The organism is Erythrobacter sp. SN021 (assembly GCF_021864455.1).
Window position 1 is genome coordinate 112,376 of record NZ_JAKKUW010000004.1, and the last position, 21,404, is coordinate 133,779.

Genomic DNA, 21,404 nt, shown 5'->3' on the forward strand with positions numbered 1-21,404 from the left:
ATGACAACATTCCTCACCATCCTTCTCGTCATCATGATGGTCCTTGTGGTGGCTTCGCTGATCCGTGGGATCGTCGCTTTCATGAAGAGCACCAAGATCGATCTGGAGAGCGGGGAACAGACCGACGCGACCGATATGCAGCTGGCGCAGAACAGGATGATGTTCGCCCGCATCAAATATCAGGCTCTGGCGGTCGTGGTGGTCGCGGTGCTCCTCGCCATCGCTAACTGATCCGCAACGCGGCGTGGTCAAGCTCAACAAGATCTACACCCGTACCGGCGACGATGGCACCACGGGCCTGGTCGACGGGTCGCGTCTGCCCAAGCACGATGCGCGCATGGAAGCGATCGGCGCGGTGGACGAAGCCAATTCTGCGGTAGGGCTGGCGGCGGTCGCATGGGCGCAGAGCGGGTTTGCCGAGCCGCTTTACCGCATCCAGAACGATCTGTTCGACCTTGGTGCCGACCTTGCGACACCGGCCGCCGAAGAGGATGACTTCGCGCCCTCGGAGATGGTTCTCCGGGTTGTTCCCGCGCAGGTCGAATGGCTGGAAAAAGCCATCGACGCGGCCAATGCGCGGCTCGAACCCCTGACCAGCTTCGTCCTGCCCGGCGGAAGCGAAGTCGCGGCGCGCCTCCACTTGGCCCGGGCTGCGGTCCGCCGCGCCGAACGGGCGATGACGGCGATGGCTTCGCAGTCGCTGACCAACCCGCAGGCGCTCGCCTATATCAACCGTCTGTCGGATTATCTCTTCGTGCTTGCCCGCGTGGCAAATGACGACGGGCGCGCCGACGTGAAGTGGATCCCCGGCGCCAACCGGTAGTCGGAATTTGTGCCATCCAGGCCTGCTCCGTCACACCGGCCTCGGTCCGGTGTGACGATCGCAAAAGGGGCGCCGTCTGTGCCGGTCGGTCATGCCTGCCGGAAAGGCGCTGGTATTGTCGCCGCACGCCCGTTAGACCGCGCACTTTGCTGCACATGCGAAGGGAAATCTCGATGAACAAGACGGTCGCCATTATCGGTGCGGGGCAGATGGGTTCCGGCATTGCGCAAACCGTGGCCGCTCACGGCATGGATGTGCTGCTGGCCGATATAAGCCTCGATGTCGCCGAGAAGGCGCATGCGGGCATCGACAAGGCGCTCGGCAAGCTGGTGGGCAAGGGCAAGATCGAGATTGCCGATGCCGAAGCGACACTGAAGCGCATCACGCCAGTTGCCGATTATGCGCCGATGAAGGATGCCAGTCTGATCGTCGAGGCAGCGACCGAAAAGGAAGGGGTCAAGAAGACCATTTTCGAGAAAGCTGGCGAATTCCTCGCCCCCGACGCGATCATGGCTTCCAATACCAGCTCGATCCCGATCACCCGCATGGCCAACTACTCGCCCGATCCGGCGCGTTTTATCGGTTTGCACTTTTTCAACCCGGTCCCGATCATGGGACTGATCGAGGTCATCCCCGGCCTTGCCACGGCGCAGACGACAACCGACAAGACCGTGGCCTTTGCGGAAGGGCTGGGCAAGGAAGTGGTGCTGAGCCAGGACGAGCCCGGCTTCGTCGTCAACCGCATCCTGCTGCCGATGATCAACGAAGCGGTCTTCGTGCTCGGCCAGTCGACCGCCGGGATCGAGGATATCGACAAGGGCTGCCGCCTCGGTCTCAACCACCCGATGGGGCCGCTGCAGCTAGCCGATTTCGTCGGGCTCGACACCTGCCTCGACATTATCATGGTGCTCTACAACACCACGGGCGACAGCAAATACCGGCCCGCGCCGCTGCTGGTGAAATATGTCGAAGCAGGCTGGCTCGGCCGCAAGACCGGCCGCGGGTTCTACGATTATTCGGGCGAAGTGCCGGTCCCGACGCGTTAGTTTGCTCGCCTGACGGCTCGGCTGTTCCATCCCGCTCCCCCTCCCGACCACCCAATCAGGATGATGCTGTGGGTGGCCGGGAGGGGGAGCGGGATGGAACAGCAAGGTCGGGCCGGACGTCACGACCGCACCTATAAAAAGCTCCGGATGGGGGCGAGGGCTGGCACTGAAGTGCCGGACAAGCGACCGGCCCGCATCCAACAAATAACGGAACCCCAGGCCCCCGCTCCCCGTTTCTCCTCCAAAGGAGATATTCGATGAGTACCACCAAGCCCGAGAGCCAGGAAATGCGTCAGTACGGCCTTGCCCCGGAAACGCATAATGATGAGCAGGACGATCACCGTAGCCAGGCGCAGGAAGTCGCCGAGCAGGCGCGGGAGGTGACGTCCGAGACAGGCTCGCCAACCGAGAGCCTTAAGAGCGACAGATCGTCGGGCCTGATGGGCGATTCCACGCAGGATACGGTCGATCACATGCGCGACATGGAAAGCTCGGGCCGGATCGACATGGATGCCTATACCGGCGAGCCGAACCACGACGACAATGTCGACAAATACGGCAAGGCGCGCAAACCCGACGGGTTGCGCGGCGACGGTGGCTGATTATTCGATCGAGCCGTCGTTCAGGATCCAAAGGCCGGCGGTTAGAACCGCCGAGCCGGTGGCAACGGCGTAGGCCATAAGTTTGAAATTCGGAGTCGAGATTGCTTCGAATTCATGCGGATCGAGCCGGGCTAGCGTTTTGCAGGCGCGTCGCTCGGCGGTGATGGCCAGCCAGCCGCCGCCCACGATGAAAACCGTGGCGATGGCTCTGGCTAGCCAAGGCGGCTCGAAATCTCCAAAAACAGCGCGAAAGCCGAGGCCGATGCCGATCGCTGCAAAGGCCGTACGCATCCAGCCTGCAAAGGTGCGCTCCATCGCCATGATGTTGCGATCTTCGGCAAGGTCGGTGCGAAATTCCGCCCATTGCGTCGATTTATCGGGGCTATCCGGGGGATCGTCCTGCGCCATGACGTGTCAATGGGCGAAAGGCCGCGCCGGTTCCGGCGTCATCTATCGCACCTCTTCCGCAATGACAGGTTCTTCATCCGGTGCGGCCCTGGGGGCTCGTCCGTTAGATGGTCCCACCATGGGCATGGCGTCGCCGGTCAAATGGCTGCGGTCGATCGCTTCTGGCTCGAATGGCTGAGGGTTGGCCGGACCGGTGGTGTCATTTTCGGCATACCAGGTGGACAGCGCCTGGTCGTTGCGTTGCACTTGCCGGGTTCCAGGCCTCGGCCATTGATCCCCGCTTGCGGGCTGCGCCCCCGCAGCCCGGCCCTCAATGGGCGGCGCGTCGCCCAGTTGGCCGATCACGCCGGGATCGTCTTCCCCGCCAATCAGCAGCGCCACGGCCACCAGAAACGCGCCAACCAAGGCCAGCTTCTTGACCAGTCCGGGAGGAAATTCCTGATCCATGGCCGCAGATCGTAGCGGATGGGAGTTAAGCGTCTGTTGCTGCGGCTTGCGCCTTCAAGGCATACAGCGTTTCGAGCGCCTCTCGCGGCGAAAGTGAATCGACATCGATTGCCTCCACCGCCGCATGTAGCGGATCCTCCTCGGCCTCCTCCATCTGCGCAGTGACCGCGAAGAGCGGCAGTTCGCCAAGGCCCGCCGCGAGCCCGCCGGTAGCCTCGCGGCCTTTCTCGAGCTTGTCGAGCACCGCCTTGGCGCGTTTGATAACCGGCGCGGGTACGCCCGCCAGCTTCGCGACCGACAGGCCGTAGCTGCGGTCCGCCGCGCCCCTGGCCAGTTCGTGCAGAAGCACCAGATCGCCCTTCCATTCGCGCGCACGAACATGGTGCAGGCTCAGCGCATCGCAAGTATCGGCGAGGCGGCTGAGCTCGTGATAATGCGTCGCGAAAAGGCAGCGGCAGCCGAGTTGCTCATGCACCGCCTCGACCACCGCCCAGGCGAGCGCCATACCGTCATAGGTCGAGGTACCGCGGCCCACCTCGTCGAGAATGACGAAGCTGCGTGTCGTGGCCTGCGACAGGATGGCGGCGGTCTCGACCATCTCCACCATGAAGGTCGAGCGGCCGCGCGCAAGGTTGTCGCTCGCGCCCACCCGGCTGAACAGGCGATCGGCCAGCCCGATCCGCGCTTTGGTCGCGGGCACGAAGCTTCCCGCCTGGGCGAGCAGTATGATCAATGCGTTCTGCCGCAGAAAGGTCGATTTGCCGCCCATGTTCGGGCCGCCGATCAGCCATAGCCGGTCGTCCGGCCCGAGCGTGCAGTCGTTGGCGACGAAGCGTTCGCCGGTTTTGGCCAGCGCCTGTTCGACCACCGGGTGCCGTCCGCCGCTGACCTCAAGGCAAGGCTCGTCGAGGATTTCGGGTCGAGCCCAGTCGCCTTCGGCTGCGCGTTCGGCGAGCGCTGCGGATACGTCGATCCGCGCCAGCGCAGCGGCCGTTGCGGCGATAGCCTTGCGTGCGTCGACCACTTCGCCGACAAGGCGGTCGAAATGCGTCTCTTCGGCCGCCAGCGCATGCGCCCCGGCCTCCGCGATCCGCGAGGCTTCTTCATGCAGGCCGACCGAGTTGAACCGCACCGCGCCCGCCATGGTCTGGCGGTGGGTAAAGCCGCTATCCGCCGCCATCAGCTTGTCGCCGTGCTTGGCCGGTACTTCGATGAAATAGCCGAGCACCTTGTTGTGCTTGATCTTGAGAGAGGGGGTCTTGGTCTCCTCGCGATATTTTGCTTCCAGCGCGGCGATCGCCTTGCGCGCATTGCCGCTGGTTTCGCGCAAGGCATCGAGCGAATGGTCGTAGCCGCTGGCGATGAAACCGCCCTGGCTGCGCTCGGTCGGCGGAGAGGGCACCAGCGCGCGCGCCAGATGATCGACCAGCGCGCCATGACCGCCCAAAGCATCGCTCATCCGCGCAAGCAGTGCAGGCCGGTCGCTGCTGGCCGCCAGCATGTCCCGCACGCGCCGCGCTTCGGCCAGACCGTCGCGGATCTGCCCGAGATCGCGCGGGCTGCCCCGCCCAGCCACCAGCCTGCCGAGTGCACGGCCGATGTCGGGCGCCTGTCGCAGGACGGCTCGCAGATCCGCTCGCAGCAGCGGGTCGGCGTAAAACTGCTGCACGCTGGCGAGACGTTCTTCGATCGCGCCGCGCTCGGCGAGCGGGGCGGCAAGGTCCTCGGCCAATTGGCGCGCGCCGGCCCCGGTAGAGCAGCGGTCGACGCAGGCGATGAGGCTTCCCGCCCGTCCGCCGCCTTGCGCCTCGAGGATTTCGAGGCTGGTGCGTGTCGCCGCATCCATCGCCAGATGCGCGCCCGATCCGCGCGCCACCGGCGGCAGCAGGAAAGGCAGCGTGCCGCGCCCGGCATGATCGAGATAGGCAATCAGCCCGGCCACCGCCGCGAGCATCGGCCGGGTGAAGGTGCCCAGCCCGTCGAGCGTTGCGATCCCGTGAATGTTCTTGAGGCGTGTTTCGCCATTCTCGCTACGGAAATCCGCGCGTGGCCGTGCGATCACTTCGGGCGGGGCGGCGTCCCAGTCCTCGGGGGCAACAACCTCGCTTGCTCCCAGACGCGCGAGCGCCGCATCGAGCGCCTGCGGATCGCATTCCTCGAGCTCCATTCGCCCGGTCGAGATGTCGCACGCCGCCAGTCCGACGCCGTCGCGCACCGGTGCCACTGCTACCAGCAGGTTGGCGCGGCGCGGTTCGAGCAGCGCTTCCTCGGTCAGCGTGCCGGCAGTAACGAAGCGCACGATATCGCGCGCGACCAGCGCCTTGGATACCGGCGTGCCTTCGCGTTTGGCGCGTTCCTTTGCCTGCTCGGGCGTCTCCGTCTGTTCGGCGATCGCGACCCGGCAGCCGCCCTTGATCAGCCGGGCGAGATAGCCTTCGGCCGAATGGACCGGGACACCGCACATCGGGACCGGTTCGCCGTCGTGTTCGCCCCGCGTGGTCAGCGCGATGTCGAGCACGCCCGCGGCCACCTTGGCATCCTCGAAGAACAGCTCGAAGAAATCGCCCATGCGGTAGAACAGCAGTGCATCGCCTGCCTCGCGCTTGAGCGCCAGATATTGCTGCATCATCGGAGTGGGCTTGCCGGGCATGGGAGGGGCCTAGCGAGCATGGCGGCGATTCGGGAGTCGGGCTACCCTTCCTTTCCCCTATGACTTCGCCGCCCGAACGGTTAGGGGCAGCAACGCAAGACAAGGGGACGCCGATGGCCGACGAGAAATCCGCATTCACCACCCGCGAAGCGCTGTTCTACCACGAGACGATTCGTCCCGGTAAGATCGAGATCATCGCCAGCAAGCCCATGGCGAGCCAGCGCGATCTCAGCCTGGCCTATTCGCCCGGCGTGGCCGCCCCGGTGGAAGCGATTGCGGCAAACCCCAAGGATGCGGCCCGTTACACCGCGCGCTCGAACCTCGTCGCGGTCATTTCCAATGGCACCGCCATCCTTGGCCTGGGCAATCTCGGCGCGCTGGCCTCGAAGCCGGTGATGGAAGGCAAGGCAGTGCTGTTCAAGCGCTTCGCCGATGTCGATTCAATCGACCTCGAACTCGACACCGAGGACCCGGAAAAGTTCATCGAAGCCGTCGCGCTGATGGAGCCGACCTTCGGTGGCATCAATCTGGAAGACATCGCCGCGCCCGAATGCTTCATCATCGAACAGGCGCTGCGCGAGCGGATGAATATCCCGGTCATGCATGATGACCAGCACGGCACCGCGATCATTGCAGCAGCCGGGTTGATCAACGCCTGCCACCTGACGGGCCGCGACCTCAAGAATGTGAAGATGGTGGTGAACGGTGCGGGTGCCTCGGCGCTTGCCTGTACCGCACTGATCAAGGCGATCGGCGTGCCGCACGAGAATGTGATCGTATGCGACCGGTCGGGTCCGATCACACCAGGCCGCGCGGACGTCGACCAGTGGAAAAGCGCGCATGCGGTAGAGACTTCCGCTACCGATCTCGAGCAGGCCCTGAAGGGTGCCGATATCTTTCTTGGCCTGTCGGCGGCGGGTGCGCTCAAGCCCGAATGGGTCGAGCATATGGCCGACAGGCCGATCATCTTCGCCATGGCCAACCCGGTGCCCGAGATCATGCCCGAAGATGCCAAGACGGTCCGGCCCGATGCGATCATCGCGACCGGCCGCAGCGACTATCCCAACCAAGTCAACAATGTGCTGGGCTTCCCTTTCATTTTTCGCGGCGCGCTCGATGTGCAGGCGACCGCGATCAATGAGGAGATGAAAGTGGCGGCGGCGCGTGCCATCGCCGAACTGGCGCGCGAGCGCGTGCCCGAGGAAGTGGCTGCCGCTTACGGAGTCACGCATCAATTCGGCGAGGAGTACATCATCCCGGCCCCGTTCGACCCGCGCCTGATGGAAGTCGTATCCAGCGCGGTGGCGAAAGCGGCCATGGAAACGGGAGTCGCGCAGGCACCGATCGAGGATTTCGAGGAATACCGCCACCAATTGAAGGCGCGTCTCAATCCGACGACCGCTGCCCTGACCAATATCTACGAACAGGCTAAGGCCAATCCCAAGCGGATGGTCTTCGCCGAAGCGGAAGAGGATGTGGTGCTGCGCGCCGCGGTCCAGTTCCGCGACTTCGGCTATGGAGAACCGATTCTCGTCGGTCGGACGGAAAAGGTGCGCGAGAAGCTGGCCGAACTTGCCGTCGACGATCCCGACGACTGGATCGTCGAAAACTCCGCCCTGTCGGACAAGGTCCCGGCCATGGTCGATTTCCTTTACAAGCGGCTGCAGCGGCGCGGCTATACCGAACGCGATGTGGCCCGCATGGTCAATCAGGAGCGTAACGTTTTCGCCGCGCTGCTCGTCGCGCTGGGACATGGCGATGGCATGATCTCGGGTCTGACCCGTACCTTCAGCCAGACCGCACGCGAGGTCGGGAGAGTGCTCGATCCGGCTCCCGGTGCAGTACCCTTCGGCGTCCATATGATGATCGGCAAGAACACCACCGTGTTCCTGGCCGATACCACGATCAATGAACGCCCCACCGCCGAACAGCTCGCGCATATCGCCAAGGAAACCGCCGCCGTGGCGCGCCGCATGGGCCACGAACCGCGCGTTGCCTTCCTGTCATTCTCGACCTTCGGCAACCCCAGCGGGCAGTGGCTCGATAATATCCGCGATGCGGTGGCGATTCTCGACGCCGAGGAACCGGGCTTCGAATATGAAGGCGAAATGGCGCCCGACGTCGCGCTCAATCCGACAGTGATGAAGCTCTACCCCTTCAGCCGCCTGTCCGGACCGGCCAATGTGCTGGTGATGCCTGGCCTGCAATCGGCGAACCTTTCGGCCAAGCTGCTGCGCGAACTGGCAGGCGAAACCACGGTCGGCCCGATGATGATCGGGATGGAAAAACCCGTCCAGATCGCCCCGATGACGGCGATCGCGCCGGACGTGCTGACCTTGGCGGTGTTGGCGAGTGCGGGCGTGGTGGGCTGACGGGCCGAGCTTCGCGAGAGCTTCAATTTCGCCGCGTGGCGACGGAACGGAGCCAGGCGCTTTGTGCGGGGTAAATCCTGCCCGCCGACTTGCTCCGTTGCAAGCGGTGTATCCGGCCCACTCCGGACTGGCCCCATTACGGATTTTCCCGCGTAAGGTGGCTTGCGAGTCGGCGCATTTTCGGGCCGAGAACGAGGTTGGTCAGCGGAACCAGAATTCCGGTCAAAATCAACGTCTGCACGCCCAGTGGCAGGGGGTGGGCCAAGCCGGAAAGCAGGATCAGCAAGCACGTCACGAGCGGCCATACGATCAGCCAAACCAGCAGAAGATGGAGGAGGACGGTTTTCACGAACCGGCCTTTGCCGAAGACATGGCTCGGTTCAGGATCGAGAAATAGCCCGGCATGATCTCGGCAAGTTTCGCCTGGCCTGCCGCGGTAAGGGAAATCTCGCGCGATCGGGCATCATCAGAACTGGACGCGATGCTGATGAGCTTCGCGGATTCCAGGCTGCGCAGCACTCTCGTTACGACGGGTTTCGACACATCCAGCCGATCGGCGACCTCCCCCGCCATCAGCGATGAACGATCCGGTTCACGATCGATGACGACCAGAGTGAGAAAGCGCAATTGCGAGAAGCCATGGTCCGCGAAATACGCTTCCAGATCGCGGATCAGGAGACTTGCCCTACGCATCAGATCGAGCGCGTCCATGACGTTGCCGACATCGACGCCCTCGAACCGGTCGGAATAGCCTTCGACCATCTGCCGACTGGGCAAGTCCTTGAGAAAAAACATCGTACTAGGCCACCGGGTGGAGCCGAAGTATCTCCGGCTCCTCGGCGAGCCAGCGTTCATATGCCTTGAAAACCGCAACGGTATATGGCTGCTCGTGATGGGCTTTCAGAGCCGCTTCATCCTCCCATTCCTCATAGAGATGCAGGGTCCCGGTTTCGACATTCTCGCTCAACCGGAATTCGATACAGCCCGGCTCCGCGCGCGTTTGCTCGATTATGCCGCACACAGCTTTGCGCGCATCGTCGAAATATTCGGGATGCGGCGTAATTCGCGCGATGATATTCAGTTGCGCCATTCTGAGGCTCCTTTAGTTAGCATGATAACTACATAGAGCCATGCTCTGCGTCAAGACTGTAAATGCCGGGTGGTCCGATAGCCTTTCGCAAGCGTGCCCGCTTATCGCCCTGGCCGCCGCCGTTTACATGCTCCAGCCTGATGTATATACATAATTTGTCGAGGAAGCTCTATCGAAGGGCGGGTAGGCCGAAGTACTCTGCCATGAGGCAGCGCTTGGGGGTGGCTAGTGGGCGAGTGCCGGAGGGGGACAGCGATGATTGGTTTGCGGTCCGGGGTGCTGTCCCCGGTTCCTCCATGCTTAACCGGATCAAACCTGCTTCGTGTCGGGTGCTCATGGTGAAATCGTGTCTTGCAGCCGCGTCCTTCTCGTATCCGTGACACGGCAAATCATATACTATACAAGGAATTGGGCGGCTTCGGACGGCACCATTCCTAAGTCGGCCGGTTCAAATCCAAGGTCTATGGGCGCTTGGCTTCGCGTTTGTCGCGCGGGTTGCGGGGGCGCCGCCGAGATGCAGAGTGGCCATCATTGCGGACGCGGGACGATTGAGCGAGAACCCCCGAACGATTTGTGGAGATTACTCGTATGACCTCCCTTCACGAGCGGATCCGCTCCGACATCGAGAACCGCATAATGAGCGGCGATCTTGCTCCGGGCGACCGGTTGCCGATCGAAGCCAAGCTGATGGAGCAATATGGGTGCTCCCGCATGACGGTAAACAAGGCGATATCCGCTCTTGCTGCGACGGGTCTGGTCGAACGGCGCCGCAAGGCCGGTAGTTTTGTGGCCCGGCCTCAGGCCCATGCAATGGTTCTGGACATTCCCGATCTTGCAGAGGAAGTGCGCGGGCGCGACCAGGAGTACCGTTTCCGGCTTATCCATCGCGAGGCGGCCCAGGCAGAGGCGCTCGACCTAGGGCCGGTGCACCAATTTGGCATAGCGCCAATTTCGGGTCCTTCCTTGCTGACTATCGGTGTTCATATGGCTGATGGGTACCCTTTCGCTTATGAGAGCAGGGTGGTGAGTCTGACGGCGGTTCCTGAAATCGAGGACGCGGCATTCGATCCGGAATCTCCCGGAAGCTGGCTTCTCCAACACGTCCCCTGGACCGAAGCCGAAACCAATATCTCGGCAACGGGTGCGACCGAGCGAGAGGCCTGCAGCCTGAAGATCACTCCGGGCGCACCGTGTCTGGTCCTCGCGCGTAGAACTTGGCGAGGCAAAGAGCACATAACCGCAGTGCGCCAACTCTTCGTCGGCGAGTCTTACAGCCTTGACGCCCGATTCGGCTCCGCTCGGAAATAATGTTTCGTAAAGTCGATAATTAATTTCCAACAAGAGCAAGGATTTTGGACCCGTATCGGAAAAATACCTATATAAATCAGTGCTTTATGATGTTTTTGATGTATATACAAAAAGTCATTGACTGAGATCGGCAGTGTGTTCACTCTCCTGGAAATTCAATTTGGGAGGGTAAGTTCGATGCGTTGCAAGAGCATTTTAATCGGAACCAGTGTGCTCGCGGTGGCGATCTCGAGCCCGGTCGCGGCGCAGGATGCCGCGGACGAAGCCGCGACCGAAGCGAGCGGCGCGGACATATCCGCCGAGCCGGATGGATCCAATGCTATCCTCGTAACCGGATCGAGAATTCGCCGTGCGGATATCGAAGGTGTTGGGCCGACGACCGTCGTCGGCGTGGAAGAAATGGAAAACACCGGCATCGTGAATGTCGAGACGCTTCTGCAGCGGCTTCCCGCCAATGCGGGCTTCGCCGGCAATCAGACCTCGGCCTACTGGACCGGCAATGGCTACGGCACCGCTCAGGTCAACCTGCGTGGTTTGGGCATCAAGCGGACGCTGGTGTTGCTCAATGGTCGACGCCTGGTCGCTGGCGGGACGGGTGCCAATTCCTCGCCCGACCTCAACATGATACCGGTCAACATGCTGGCTCGCACCGAGGTGCTCAAGGATGGCGCCTCCGCAGTCTATGGTGCGGACGCAATGGCGGGCGTCGTGAACATGATTACCCGTACGGATTTCGAGGGTATCCGAGTCGGCGGGCGTTACGGCATCACGGAACAGGGCGACGGCGCAGATGCTTCCATCGATGTGCTGGCGGGCTGGCGATCAGACAGCGCCGGAATCATGGTCGCGGCCAATTATCAGAACACCGATCCGGTCAGCATGTTCAGCCGGGCACCGTGTTCGCTTGCCGAAACAACGCCGGGCTCTCTTTCCTGCGTGAACAGTTCCTCCACCATCGGTGGGCGGGCCGTGCTTCCCAATGGCCAGCAGATCAACTTCAATCAGGTTTTGGGTGGCGACGGGGACTTCTATGAACCCTACGATCCGGCCAAGCACAATTACAATTCCGCCCTTACGCTGAATGCGGTCAGTCCAATCGAGCGGTGGAGTATCGGAGTGTTCGGCGATGTCGAACTGGGTGACGCAGCCGAGGCCTTTGGCGAATTCCTCTATACCAAACGCAAAAGCAACCAGATCGCGACGCCGGGTACTCTGCGCAATCTGGCCATCCCGGCCAGCTTCCCCAGCAACCCTACGGGCGAGGATCTGGTCGTCATCCGGCGCCGTCTGGCGGAGGCTGGCCCCCGTCAGTTTTTCCAGGATTCCGAGACCTGGCAGGCAACCGGCGGGCTACGGGGCGATCTGTCCAACGCCTGGCACTGGGAAGCTGCCGTAAGCTGGGGAAAGAACACCGCGATCGACGGTTCCACCAATGTCGCCAATCTCGAGCGGGTGGGGAATGCAATCGATCCCGCGACCTGCGGCTCTAACGGTATCCCTTGCGCCGACTTCTTGGGTTTCGGGGACCTTACCCCGGAAGTTCTCGACTACATTTTGTTCACGTCGCGAGACAGGGGCGGAAACGAACTCGTCAGCGCGACTCTGGATCTCACCGGGGACCTCTTCACGCTTCCTGCCGGGGCGGTATCGTTTGCGACCGGTATAGCTTATCGTGAAGAAAAGGGCTGGCGGGATCCCGATCCCCTGACCGTCGCCGGTATCGCGAACACCAATCAACAGGACCCGATCTCCGGGAAAAGCAAGGCCAAGGAAGCCTATCTGGAATTGTCGGTTCCGGTCTTCTCAGGCGCTGCATTTGCGGAGGCCCTGACCGTCAATGGCGCGCTGCGGGTATCCGATTACGATCTCTTCGGTACGGACTGGAACTACAAGCTGGGTGCCGATTGGGAGGTGTTCGATGGTTTGCGTTTTCGTACCACCTACGGGACAGGCTTTCGAATCCCCAATGTGCCGGAATTGTTCGGAGGCGTTTCCGAAGGCAATCTGACGACCACCGATCCATGCAGCAATTACAGCACCAGCGGCAATGCGACGCTTATCGCGAATTGTCAGGCCACCGGCGTGCCGGCGGGATATGTCCAGCTCGGCAATACCATTCTGACCACGGTCGGGGGCAACCCGGATCTCCAGCCTGAAAGCTCAACGACCTGGACCATAGGTGCGGTCGTGCAGCCGAGAAATCAGATCCCGGGCCTTTCTCTGACGGTCGACTGGTTCGAGATCGATATCGAGGACGCAATCCGCGCCATTCCCGGTTCGACCAAGCTGGCAGTCTGCTACGCCAGCCCCAATCTGAGCAGCGAGTTTTGCGATGATTTCAAGCGAAGCACGCTGACCGGCGAAGTCACGGAGCTGTCCGCTCAGCCTATCAATACCGGCCTGGAGAAGATGAGCGGGCTCGACGTCGGCATGTTGTATAATCGATCAATCGGCTCGTTCGACGTATCCCTTAATTTGAACGTTACCTGGCTGAACGAATATACGGTCTACCCCTTCGAAGGCGGTGCTCCTATCCAGTTCGATGGCTTTATCGGTGGGGGTAATGGCGGTTATCCAGAGTGGCGTGGCTATGGCACTCTCACCATCGAAAACGGCCCGATCGGCGCAACCTGGTCCACTCAGTGGATCGGTTCTGCCACCGATTTTAACGCCAGCCCCGGCGACATCGGCTATTCGACGCCGGACGTATTCTATCACAATCTGCAGGTGCGTTTCGACGTGAATGACCGGACCAGCTTCCGCCTGGGGGTCGACAATCTCTTCGATCGCGATGCTCCCTATATCCAGAGCTTTACCGACGCCAATACCGATACCATGACCTATGATCTCATGGGCCGCCGCTTCTATGTCGGTTTCCAGACCGGCTTCTGATCGGACCCACCATGAAAATCAGATGGCCACTCTTCGTTCGGCGTTTCCACAAATGGCTGGCACTGATCATCGGGTTGCAGGTGGTATTTTGGACGGCGACCGGGTTTTACATGGTCGTCGTCCATATAGACCGGATCCACGGCGATCATTTGATCAAGTCGGCACCCGCACAGGTGTTGGATGTAGAACGGATGGTTTCACCCGAGGATGCGCTGCGTCGCTATCCGGGGGCTACGGAAATGCGGAGTTCGTCTCTGTTAGGCCGGACGGTGTGGGAAATCTCCGGGCCGTCAGGGATGAAGCTGGTGGATGCGGGGACGGGGGAAGTGCTTCGTCCCGTCACCCGCGACGAGGCTGCCGCGGTCGCTCGCGAAATCTATGCGTTCGACGAACCCATCCGTTCGGTCGAGCTGCTTACCAGCGCCCCGATGGAAATGCAGGGCCGCAAGCCACCCTACTGGCAGGTGGTATTCGACCGCTGGGACAGTCCCACCTTCTATATCTCGCCGGAATCCGGCGCACTCATTTCACGTCGGCATTCGCTTTGGCGGATCTTCGACTTTGCCTGGATGCTGCACATCATGGACTATGACGAACGCAGCGACATCAACAATCCGCTCCTTCGGATCAGCACCTGGCTCGCGGTTCTGATGGCGCTTACCGGCGCGTGGCTGCTGGTCTGGGCCTTCCCGAAACGTCGGAAAAAGAAGAAGCGCTGATGAAGAAAATCCGATTCTCGCCCCTGTTTTTTCGCCGGGTCCACAAATGGGTCGGCCTGATTCTCGGAATTCAGTTCATTCTGTGGGCTGTCAGCGGGGCCATGATGGCGACCATCGACATGGAGGCGATGAAAGCGCGGCCCGATGTCTCTCCAAGCCGAATCCCCGCCGGTAATTTTGTCGATCCGGCGGAAATCACTGATGAGCAGGTTACGGGATTCGCGGTCCGTAGCGTTGGCGACAGACCGATCTACGAAGTCTCCTACGATGATGGAATCCGCCTTTTCGATGCTCGCACGGGCAATGCGATAACGGTCGATCCGGCTTTCGTTCGCGCGCGCGCCGAGGAGATCGCTCCTGCGCGGATCAAGTCTATTACACGGATGGATCGCCCGAACCTTGAGGCACGGGACTATGAGGGGGCCGTGTGGCGTGTCGATTTCGCGGATGCCGAAAATTCCTCCGCATATTTCTCGGCGGCCTCGGGTGAGCTTCTGACGATGCGCGGGGATACCTGGCGTTTGTGGGATTTCTTCTGGATGCTCCACAATATGGATTACCTGGATCGCTCCAGTTTCAATCATCCCCTGATCATAATAGTGGCGTTTGGAACGCTGTTTCTCTCGGGAACCGGATTTTACCTGCTCTTCAAATCTTTCACCAAACGCGATTTTTCCTGGATTGTCCGCAGGAAACCGCCCTCGAAACGCGTATTGGCCAATGATGATTAGGGGCCGCCCGTAAACCGCCTAGGCACGAATCCAAGCGCCCATTAACGCCGTCGGGCGAAAATACGCTTGGATACGCCGAGCCAGGCCGAGAAGAGGCACCGGGCGTTGCATTTTGTGCAACGCTACCTTTCCATCACTGCGATGGAATTCCTCGCTCTATTCAACGAACTATCGAGGCGTCAGGGGGAAGCCCTTCTGACACCTCTCCCAAGCCTTTCCGCTGGAGACGTCACGGCGTCTCCAGCAATTTTTCGGGCAGTGTCGTCCCACCGTCCTTGCGCGTTTCTTCGGCGATCCACGCGCCGAAGCGTTGGACCGCGCGCGAATTGCCCGGCACGGGCTTTGCTGCGATCGCGTAGCTGAAGGGTGTGCGGACGTACTCGCCAAACGGCCTGACCAGTCCCGACGCGTTTCCATAGAAGTTGATCATATCCTCGAGCACGAGCGCCAGTCCAAGGCCGCTTTGGGCGGCTGCGACAAGCAGTGGCCCGTCATCGAACCTGTCGATGGTGAGATCGAAGTCCGCAGGCAACCCGACAGCAGCCATCCAGCTATCCAGTATGCGCGGCAGTTGGCGATGCACCAGCAGCGGTGTCCTTCTCAGCGTCTGTCTCAGCCCATCCAGAGGGTTCACCGTGCCTTCCTGAGCTACGATGAACGCACCCTGTGGGCGCAAGGGCTGGAACGACACTTTCTCCGCGCCCTCTTCGGCAAAGAATATGATCATATCGAGGCTGTCTCCGAGCTTTTCTACCGGAGAACCGGACGTATCCAGCCGGAGTTCTATGTCGGTGTTGGCTTTCCGGAAAAAATCGAGACGCGGTATCAGCCATGCCGTGGCGAAGGATGTCGGAACGCCGACGACCAGCTCCATTTTTCGTGGTCCCTCGTGCCGCTCGAATACCGACATCATTTGATCGAAGGGCTGTTCGATCTCGGCCACCAGGCGCTTACCCTCCTGGTTGAGCCGATACTCATTCCCCGTGCGCGTGAAGAGTGCGGTGCCAACGTGCCGTTCCAGCTTTTGAACGCGCCGGCTGAGGGCCGAAACGGATAAATTCAGCTCGTCCGAAGCCTTGCGCAGCGAACCGAAGCGCGCCGCCGTGAGAAAGGCTTCCAGAGAACCGGTTGGAGGGAGTCTGCGAATTGGAAATTCCTCGAAACCTCGCCCGACTATGGACCGAATTGCCGCACTGCACAAATGACGATTTCTCGCCTAGTGGCGGCGCTGCGCTCATAAGATAAAAAATATCAGAGGCTTACCCCGTTGCGACGATTGCAAAGATACCTTGATGTCTTTGCGATGGCATGCCCGGATGCCTCGTTCATACTGCATCGCAGCAATAGCGGAGGTTAGCATGCAGTTTTCCAAGAGACATCTTGTCCTCTTCTCGGTACTGTCTTCGGCACCGCAAGTCGCCCATGCCGGGGAGGTCGTCGAATTCGCGCTGACGAAGAATGAATTGTCGACGTCCGAAAACCGGGAAGCCTTGCTCGACCGGATGACCAAATTCTCTATCGAACGGTGCAAGGACGGCTCCGGCTTCGCCGGTAAACCCGCAGTCAGGAAGTGTGCCGAAGATCTTAGGACTCAATTCGTGAAAGAGATCGATCATGAGGCTCTCACTCTGCTTGTGGAAATGAGGGCGCGCGATAGATTTCGTTCGGCACGCCGGTAACGGCAGCACGAAAGAGCCCCGTCTTCGGATGCGAGAAGCGAGGCCAAGGCCAATTCACGCGGGCTTATGCCTTCGATCTTGTGCGCAATGGGCCGACGGCGGAAGTGTTTGAGCTTGTTGACGAAGCACTCGGCCAGGTTGCGCTGGCGATAGCGTGCAGGGTCGAGCATGCGTTGCTTCTTGCGGTGGCCTGGTGTGCGACTTCAGGTGTCTCCGATTGAAAGCCGATCTCCCGCACGTGATGCGGTGGACAGCTCTCGAACCGCTTGCGGAATGAGGCGCAGGGGAACGTACCGCTCCTCTTCAGTCAGCAAGCCATAATGCGTGGCTGTCGATGCGCAGCTTGGTGATCGCACGCATCGCTTCGCCCCTTGCTTCGGTTTCGCTTAGGAATGCATGGTGGACCATCCGTTCGCCCAGCAGCAGGTCGGTCAGATCGATTTCGCCGAGTTCATAGCCCTTCCGCAGTTTGCGTAACGCGGCAACCTGCGCTTCGACTGCTTCGCGTGAACGCCGCCAAGCCGCTGTCCGATACCGCGCCTCGACAAGGTCTGCATCGGCGGTTTCTTCGACATTGTAACGTGCCAGACCTTCTTGCGCTCGCGCGGCTGAGGCAAGGGCCGCCGCCTCGCCTGCCAGTGCCCTGCGATGACCTCCGCCGAGCGGAATGGAGAAAACAAGCCCGGCGCCGGTTTCCGCGCCGCCGGATTCGGAAAACACTCTCACACCGACCGAAGGGTCGGCGAGCCGATCCTTGTCCATGCGATCGGCGATAGAGGCCCTGCGTTTTGCCTCGGCCCGGGCAGCACCGATCTCGTGGCTGTTGAGGACGACCAGATCGTGCAACTGGGAGAGGCGCGTATCCGAGATTTCGGGAGAAGGCAGATCGGGCGCTTCGATCGGAAGCGGAAGGCCCGGAAAATGCGCCTCCAGGCGAGCACGTGCCAAAGCTATGCCGCCCTCCGAGCGGTCCAGTGCCATCCGAGCCCCTGCGAGCGCGGCGCGCGCCAGATCGACATCCAGTCGAGCCGCATCGCGCAAGTGCATCCGCCGGGTTATGGCGGCAAGCGACTTCTCGTAATTCGCCACTGCCGTGCGATCGACTTTCGCCCGCGCGGATGCGGACAGCCAATCGAACCATTGTTCGGAAAGAAGCAGCGCGGCCTGGTGGCGAGCATCCTCCGCGAGGTTGCTGGCGGCCGCGATGCCATGTTCGCCGATTTCGCGATCGAGCCGTGCCTTTCCCGGCAATCGAAATGCGCGCGTCACTTGAGCATCGTATTCATCGAACTCGCCGCCGATATCGACGCTACGGCGGGTGTAGCTGCCCGACAGGGTGACTTCATGTGGCCCCCTGCGCAGGCCCGCGGCCCGAGAGCGTGCCGCTTCGAGGCGGGCGCGAGCGGCGACGACCGAGGGATGATCGTCGAGCACCTGCTGGACGGTCGCTTCGTCGGGCAAACCAGTTTCGGCCGCGAGGGGCGAGACCAACAGGAATGTGGCCGCCATGGTCGTGATCGGGCGCATTCTAGTCCTCCTCCAACCGCAAAGCATCGCTCGCCTCGCGTTCGGCTGCGGTTTCTCCAAACCGCTCGTAAAGGATCGGCAGGAGGATGAGCGTCAGCAGCGTCGCAGTCACGAGGCCACCGATGACGACGATTGCGAGCGGCTTCTGAATTTCCGATCCCGGCCCGGTTGCGAACAGCAGCGGCACAAGCCCGAAGGCGGCGATACTGGCAGTCATCAGGACAGGGCGGAGCCGCCGTTCGGCTCCGCGCCGCACCGCTTCGGAAAGAGGCATGCCTTGTTCGCGAAGCTGGCGGAAATACGTCACCATCACGAGACCGTTGAGCACGGCGATACCGAGCAAGGCGATGAAGCCGACGGACGCCGGGACGGAAAGATACTCGCCCGAAACTGCCAGGGCGATCATCCCCCCCACGGCCGCGAAGGGAATGTTGGTAAGGATCAGCAGGGATCCGCGCATCGATTTCAGCGTGAAGAAAAGGATGGCGAAGATCAGCACGATTGAGATCGGCAGCACCACCATCAGCCGGGCCGAAGCACGCTGCTGGTTCTCGAACTGACCACCCCATTCGATCCGGTAGCCCTGCGGCAGGGAGACATTCGCCGCGATATCCGCCTTCGCGTCCTCGACATAGCCGACGAGATCGCGCCCCGATACGAAGGCCTGTACCATGGCGAAACGCGAACCGTTCTCATGCTCGAGCTTGACCGGCCCGTAGGCCTGGCCGACATGCGCCACATCGCTTGCCCGCACGAGTTGGCCGGAGGGCGCGCGGTAGACGAGATCGGCGAAGCCCTGCGGTGTCAGACCGCGAGAACCGTCGCCCTTCAAGACAATCGGTACACGGCGGACACCATCGGCGACGATGCCGGTACGCACGCCTTCGACCTGGGCACGCATCATATCCTGCAAGTCGGACACCGGCATGCCAACGCGGCCCGCGGCAACGCGGTCGATATCGATCAAGAGGTAATCCACCTGATCGTTGGCGACGGTCATAGCCTCGCTTGTTCCCTCAAGACCCTCCAGCCGCTTCTGGATTTCCCCTGCGAGGCGCGCGAGTTCGTCAAGATCAGGGCCGAACAGCTTGATCGCCAGATCGCCGCGTGCGCCGGTAAGCATTTCCGATGTCCGCATGTCGATCGGCTGGGTGAAGGTCGGTTCTATCCCGGGAAATTGCTCCATTACCTTGCGCAATTCGCCCAGCAGCCAGTCCTTGTCCTTCACGCGCCATTCCTCGCGCGGTTTGAGCTCGAGGAAGCTGTCGGTTTCATTGGGGCTCATTGGGTCGAGCCCGAGCTCGTCCGAACCGACGCGGGCGATCACTGCTTCGACTTCCGGCACCTGATCCAGAATTGCGCGCTGCACCTTCATGTCGCCCTCGACGCTGTGGTCGAGCGAGATCGAAGGGAGTTTGGTGAGCTGCACGATGATCGAGCCTTCATCCATCACGGGCAGGAAGGTCTTACCGGTGACGGTGTATGCCCCCGCCGCCAGCGCAAGCCCGAGCCCGGCCACCCCGAACACGCGTTTCTTGTTGTCGAAGCTTGCCATCAGGGCTGCCGAATAGCGCGGCGCGATTTTACGCATCAACCAGGGTTCGGAATGGCCTTGCTTGACCTTGAGCAGATAGAAAGCGAGCACCGGGACAAGCGTCAGCGACAGAACCAGCGCCGAACCTAGCGCCAGCACGATGGTCAGGGCGACTGGCGAGAAAAGCTTGCCTTCCAGCCCTTCCAGAGTCAGCAGCGGGAGGAATACCAGCGCGATGATTGCAAGACCCGAAGCGACCGGCTTGGCGACTTCGACAGCGGCGACGAACACGTTGTGGATTTTGCTGTTCGTCGAGTGTTTGGGATCGGAAAGTCTCTCTACAACATTCTCGACCACGACCACCGCGCCATCGACAAGGATTCCGACGGCGATCGCAAGCCCGCCCAGGCTCATGAGATTGGCGCTGAGGCCAATCGACCGCATGAAGATGAAGGTCAGCAGGACGGCCATCGGCAATGCCAGTGCGACGATCACCGAGGCTCGGACATCGCCGAGAAACAGCAGAAGCAGGATGATGACCAGCACGGTCGCTTCGAAAAGCGCGGTCTCGACGGTCCCGACCGCGCGTTCGATCAAGTCCGAACGATCGTAGAAGACCGCGACGCTCATTCCCTCGGGCAGGCTGGGCTGAATCTCCTCGAGCCTTTGCTTCACTCCGTCGACGATCTGGCTGGCGTCGGCACCGCGCAAGCCGATGACGAGGCCTTGCACGGCTTCGGCTTGGCCGTTCTTTGAAACGGCGCCATAACGGGTGAGGCTTCCCATGCGGACGGTGGCGACATCGCCCACGCGGACGACCGCGCCCGTGTCGGCTTTGACGACCACGGCTGCAAGGTCCTCCAAAGTGCGGATGGCCCCGATCGAACGGACGATCAGCGATTCCTCGCCAATGGTCAGCCTTCCTGCGCCATCGTTGCGATTGCTCATCTCGATGGCTTCGGCGAGGTCGGCGGTGGAAAGGCCGGATACCGCCAGGGCCGAGCTGTCCGGTGCGACTTCGAAAGTTTCGACGAAGCCTCCGAGCGCATTGACGTCTGCGACGCCGGGCACGGTGCGCAAAGCCGGACGGATCGTCCAGTCGAGCACCCGACGTTTCTCGGCCAACGATTGCGGCCCTTCGAGCGTGAACATGAACATCTCGGAGAGCGGCGTCGAAATCGGAGCTAGCCCGCCTCCAACCGTCGCCGGCATATCTCCCACCACCGCATTGAGCCGCTCGGAGACCTGTTGCCGCGCCCAATAGATATCGGTGCTATCTTCGAAATCGATCGTGATGTCGGCGATAGCGTATTTGGCGACCGAGCGGAGTACGGTCTGCTCGGGAATTCCGAGCATCTCCATCTCGATCGGCGTTACCACGCGGCTCTCGACTTCTTCCGGCGTCATCCCCGGAGCCTTGAGGATGATCTTGACTTGCGTGGTGCTGATGTCGGGGAAGGCGTCGATCGGTAGCCTGGCGAAGGACCATGCTCCAACCCCGGCGAGGACCAGCGCCAGGCCGATGACGCCCAGGCGCAGATCGAGCGCCTTTTTTATCAGATTGCGAAGCATGTCG

19 protein-coding genes and 1 pseudogene are annotated in these 21,404 nt (G+C 61.5%); 9 read left to right on the forward strand and 11 right to left on the reverse strand.

The features are described 5' to 3' along the window. The 4 genes from L5849_RS10835 to L5849_RS10850 all read left to right on the forward strand — a co-directional run bounded on the left by L5849_RS10835 (position 1) and on the right by L5849_RS10850 (position 2,471). Positions 1 to 231 (forward strand): HIG1 domain-containing protein, encoded by a 231-nt coding sequence (locus L5849_RS10835; RefSeq protein ID WP_236925572.1) that lies wholly within the window; start codon positions 1 to 3, stop codon positions 229 to 231. Positions 232 to 244: 13 nt separating this feature from the next. After that, the gene (locus tag L5849_RS10840; RefSeq protein WP_236925573.1) at positions 245 to 823 is read left to right on the forward strand and encodes a cob(I)yrinic acid a,c-diamide adenosyltransferase; all 579 of its coding nucleotides are present in this window, start codon (positions 245 to 247) and stop codon (positions 821 to 823) included. Between the two features lie 173 nt (positions 824 to 996). After that, complete coding sequence (locus tag L5849_RS10845; protein ID WP_236925574.1) at positions 997 to 1,869, forward strand: 3-hydroxyacyl-CoA dehydrogenase NAD-binding domain-containing protein; 873 nt, start codon at positions 997 to 999, stop codon at positions 1,867 to 1,869. A 257-nt stretch (positions 1,870 to 2,126) separates the two neighbouring features. Beyond that, entirely contained in the window at positions 2,127 to 2,471 is a 345-nt protein-coding gene (locus L5849_RS10850) for a hypothetical protein (protein ID WP_236925575.1), read from the forward strand. Here L5849_RS10850 and L5849_RS10855 read toward each other — a convergent pair whose 3' ends face one another. The 3 genes from L5849_RS10855 to mutS are packed head-to-tail and all read right to left on the reverse strand — an operon-like array spanning position 2,472 to position 5,976. Continuing rightward, positions 2,472 to 2,879, reverse strand: coding sequence for a YidH family protein (locus L5849_RS10855; RefSeq protein WP_115415727.1), 408 nt, complete (start codon positions 2,877 to 2,879; stop codon positions 2,472 to 2,474). A gap of 42 nt (positions 2,880 to 2,921) precedes the next feature. After that, positions 2,922 to 3,326, reverse strand: a complete 405-nt coding sequence (locus L5849_RS10860) for a hypothetical protein (protein ID WP_236925576.1) — start codon at positions 3,324 to 3,326, stop codon at positions 2,922 to 2,924. 25 nt (positions 3,327 to 3,351) lie between these two features. Next, on the reverse strand, positions 3,352 to 5,976 hold the full coding sequence (mutS, locus tag L5849_RS10865) for a DNA mismatch repair protein MutS (RefSeq protein ID WP_236925577.1): 2,625 nt from the start codon (positions 5,974 to 5,976) through the stop codon (positions 3,352 to 3,354). Between the two features lie 113 nt (positions 5,977 to 6,089). Between mutS and L5849_RS10870 the strand changes: the two genes are divergently transcribed. Next, complete coding sequence (locus L5849_RS10870; protein ID WP_236925578.1) at positions 6,090 to 8,348, forward strand: NADP-dependent malic enzyme; 2,259 nt, start codon at positions 6,090 to 6,092, stop codon at positions 8,346 to 8,348. Between the two features lie 136 nt (positions 8,349 to 8,484). On the opposite strand, the gene L5849_RS10875 is transcribed toward L5849_RS10870, so the two are convergent. From L5849_RS10875 to L5849_RS10885, 3 genes are read right to left on the reverse strand one after another with little or no spacing between them, the layout of a single operon-like run. Next, complete coding sequence (locus tag L5849_RS10875) at positions 8,485 to 8,697, reverse strand: hypothetical protein (protein ID WP_115415731.1); 213 nt, start codon at positions 8,695 to 8,697, stop codon at positions 8,485 to 8,487. Further along, positions 8,694 to 9,143, reverse strand: coding sequence for a MarR family winged helix-turn-helix transcriptional regulator (locus tag L5849_RS10880; protein ID WP_115415732.1), 450 nt, complete (start codon positions 9,141 to 9,143; stop codon positions 8,694 to 8,696). Before L5849_RS10880 ends, L5849_RS10875 begins: the two co-directional genes overlap by 4 nt. A 4-nt stretch (positions 9,144 to 9,147) precedes the next feature. Beyond that, positions 9,148 to 9,438, reverse strand: coding sequence for a putative quinol monooxygenase (locus L5849_RS10885; RefSeq protein WP_236925579.1), 291 nt, complete (start codon positions 9,436 to 9,438; stop codon positions 9,148 to 9,150). 588 nt (positions 9,439 to 10,026) lie between these two features. On the opposite strand from L5849_RS10885, the gene L5849_RS10890 reads away from it, so the two are divergent. From L5849_RS10890 to L5849_RS10905, 4 genes are all read left to right on the forward strand, one after another. Further along, positions 10,027 to 10,746 (forward strand): UTRA domain-containing protein, encoded by a 720-nt coding sequence (locus L5849_RS10890; RefSeq protein WP_115415734.1) that lies wholly within the window; start codon positions 10,027 to 10,029, stop codon positions 10,744 to 10,746. Between the two features lie 177 nt (positions 10,747 to 10,923). After that, the gene (locus tag L5849_RS10895; RefSeq protein ID WP_236925580.1) at positions 10,924 to 13,638 is read left to right on the forward strand and encodes a TonB-dependent receptor domain-containing protein; all 2,715 of its coding nucleotides are present in this window, start codon (positions 10,924 to 10,926) and stop codon (positions 13,636 to 13,638) included. 11 nt (positions 13,639 to 13,649) lie between these two features. Then, positions 13,650 to 14,357: a PepSY domain-containing protein gene (locus L5849_RS10900; RefSeq protein WP_236925581.1), complete on the forward strand. Its 708-nt coding sequence runs from the start codon at positions 13,650 to 13,652 to the stop codon at positions 14,355 to 14,357. Further along, complete coding sequence (locus L5849_RS10905; RefSeq protein ID WP_236925582.1) at positions 14,357 to 15,088, forward strand: PepSY domain-containing protein; 732 nt, start codon at positions 14,357 to 14,359, stop codon at positions 15,086 to 15,088. Before L5849_RS10900 ends, L5849_RS10905 begins: the two co-directional genes overlap by 1 nt. A gap of 229 nt (positions 15,089 to 15,317) precedes the next feature. Here L5849_RS10905 and L5849_RS10910 read toward each other — a convergent pair whose 3' ends face one another. The 5 genes and pseudogenes from L5849_RS10910 to L5849_RS10925 form a co-directional block, all read right to left on the reverse strand. Next, on the reverse strand, positions 15,318 to 16,031 hold the full coding sequence (locus tag L5849_RS10910; protein ID WP_236925583.1) for a LysR substrate-binding domain-containing protein: 714 nt from the start codon (positions 16,029 to 16,031) through the stop codon (positions 15,318 to 15,320). 18 nt (positions 16,032 to 16,049) lie between these two features. Next, positions 16,050 to 16,289: pseudogene (locus L5849_RS16150) on the reverse strand (LysR family transcriptional regulator); the annotation flags it as partial. A gap of 124 nt (positions 16,290 to 16,413) precedes the next feature. Beyond that, positions 16,414 to 16,704, reverse strand: coding sequence for a hypothetical protein (locus L5849_RS10915; RefSeq protein WP_236925584.1), 291 nt, complete (start codon positions 16,702 to 16,704; stop codon positions 16,414 to 16,416). A 366-nt stretch (positions 16,705 to 17,070) separates the two neighbouring features. Beyond that, entirely contained in the window at positions 17,071 to 18,294 is a 1,224-nt protein-coding gene (locus tag L5849_RS10920) for a TolC family protein (RefSeq protein WP_236925585.1), read from the reverse strand. A gap of 1 nt (position 18,295) precedes the next feature. Continuing rightward, positions 18,296 to 21,400: an efflux RND transporter permease subunit gene (locus L5849_RS10925; RefSeq protein ID WP_236925586.1), complete on the reverse strand. Its 3,105-nt coding sequence runs from the start codon at positions 21,398 to 21,400 to the stop codon at positions 18,296 to 18,298. Positions 21,401 to 21,404: the final 4 nt, after the last annotated feature.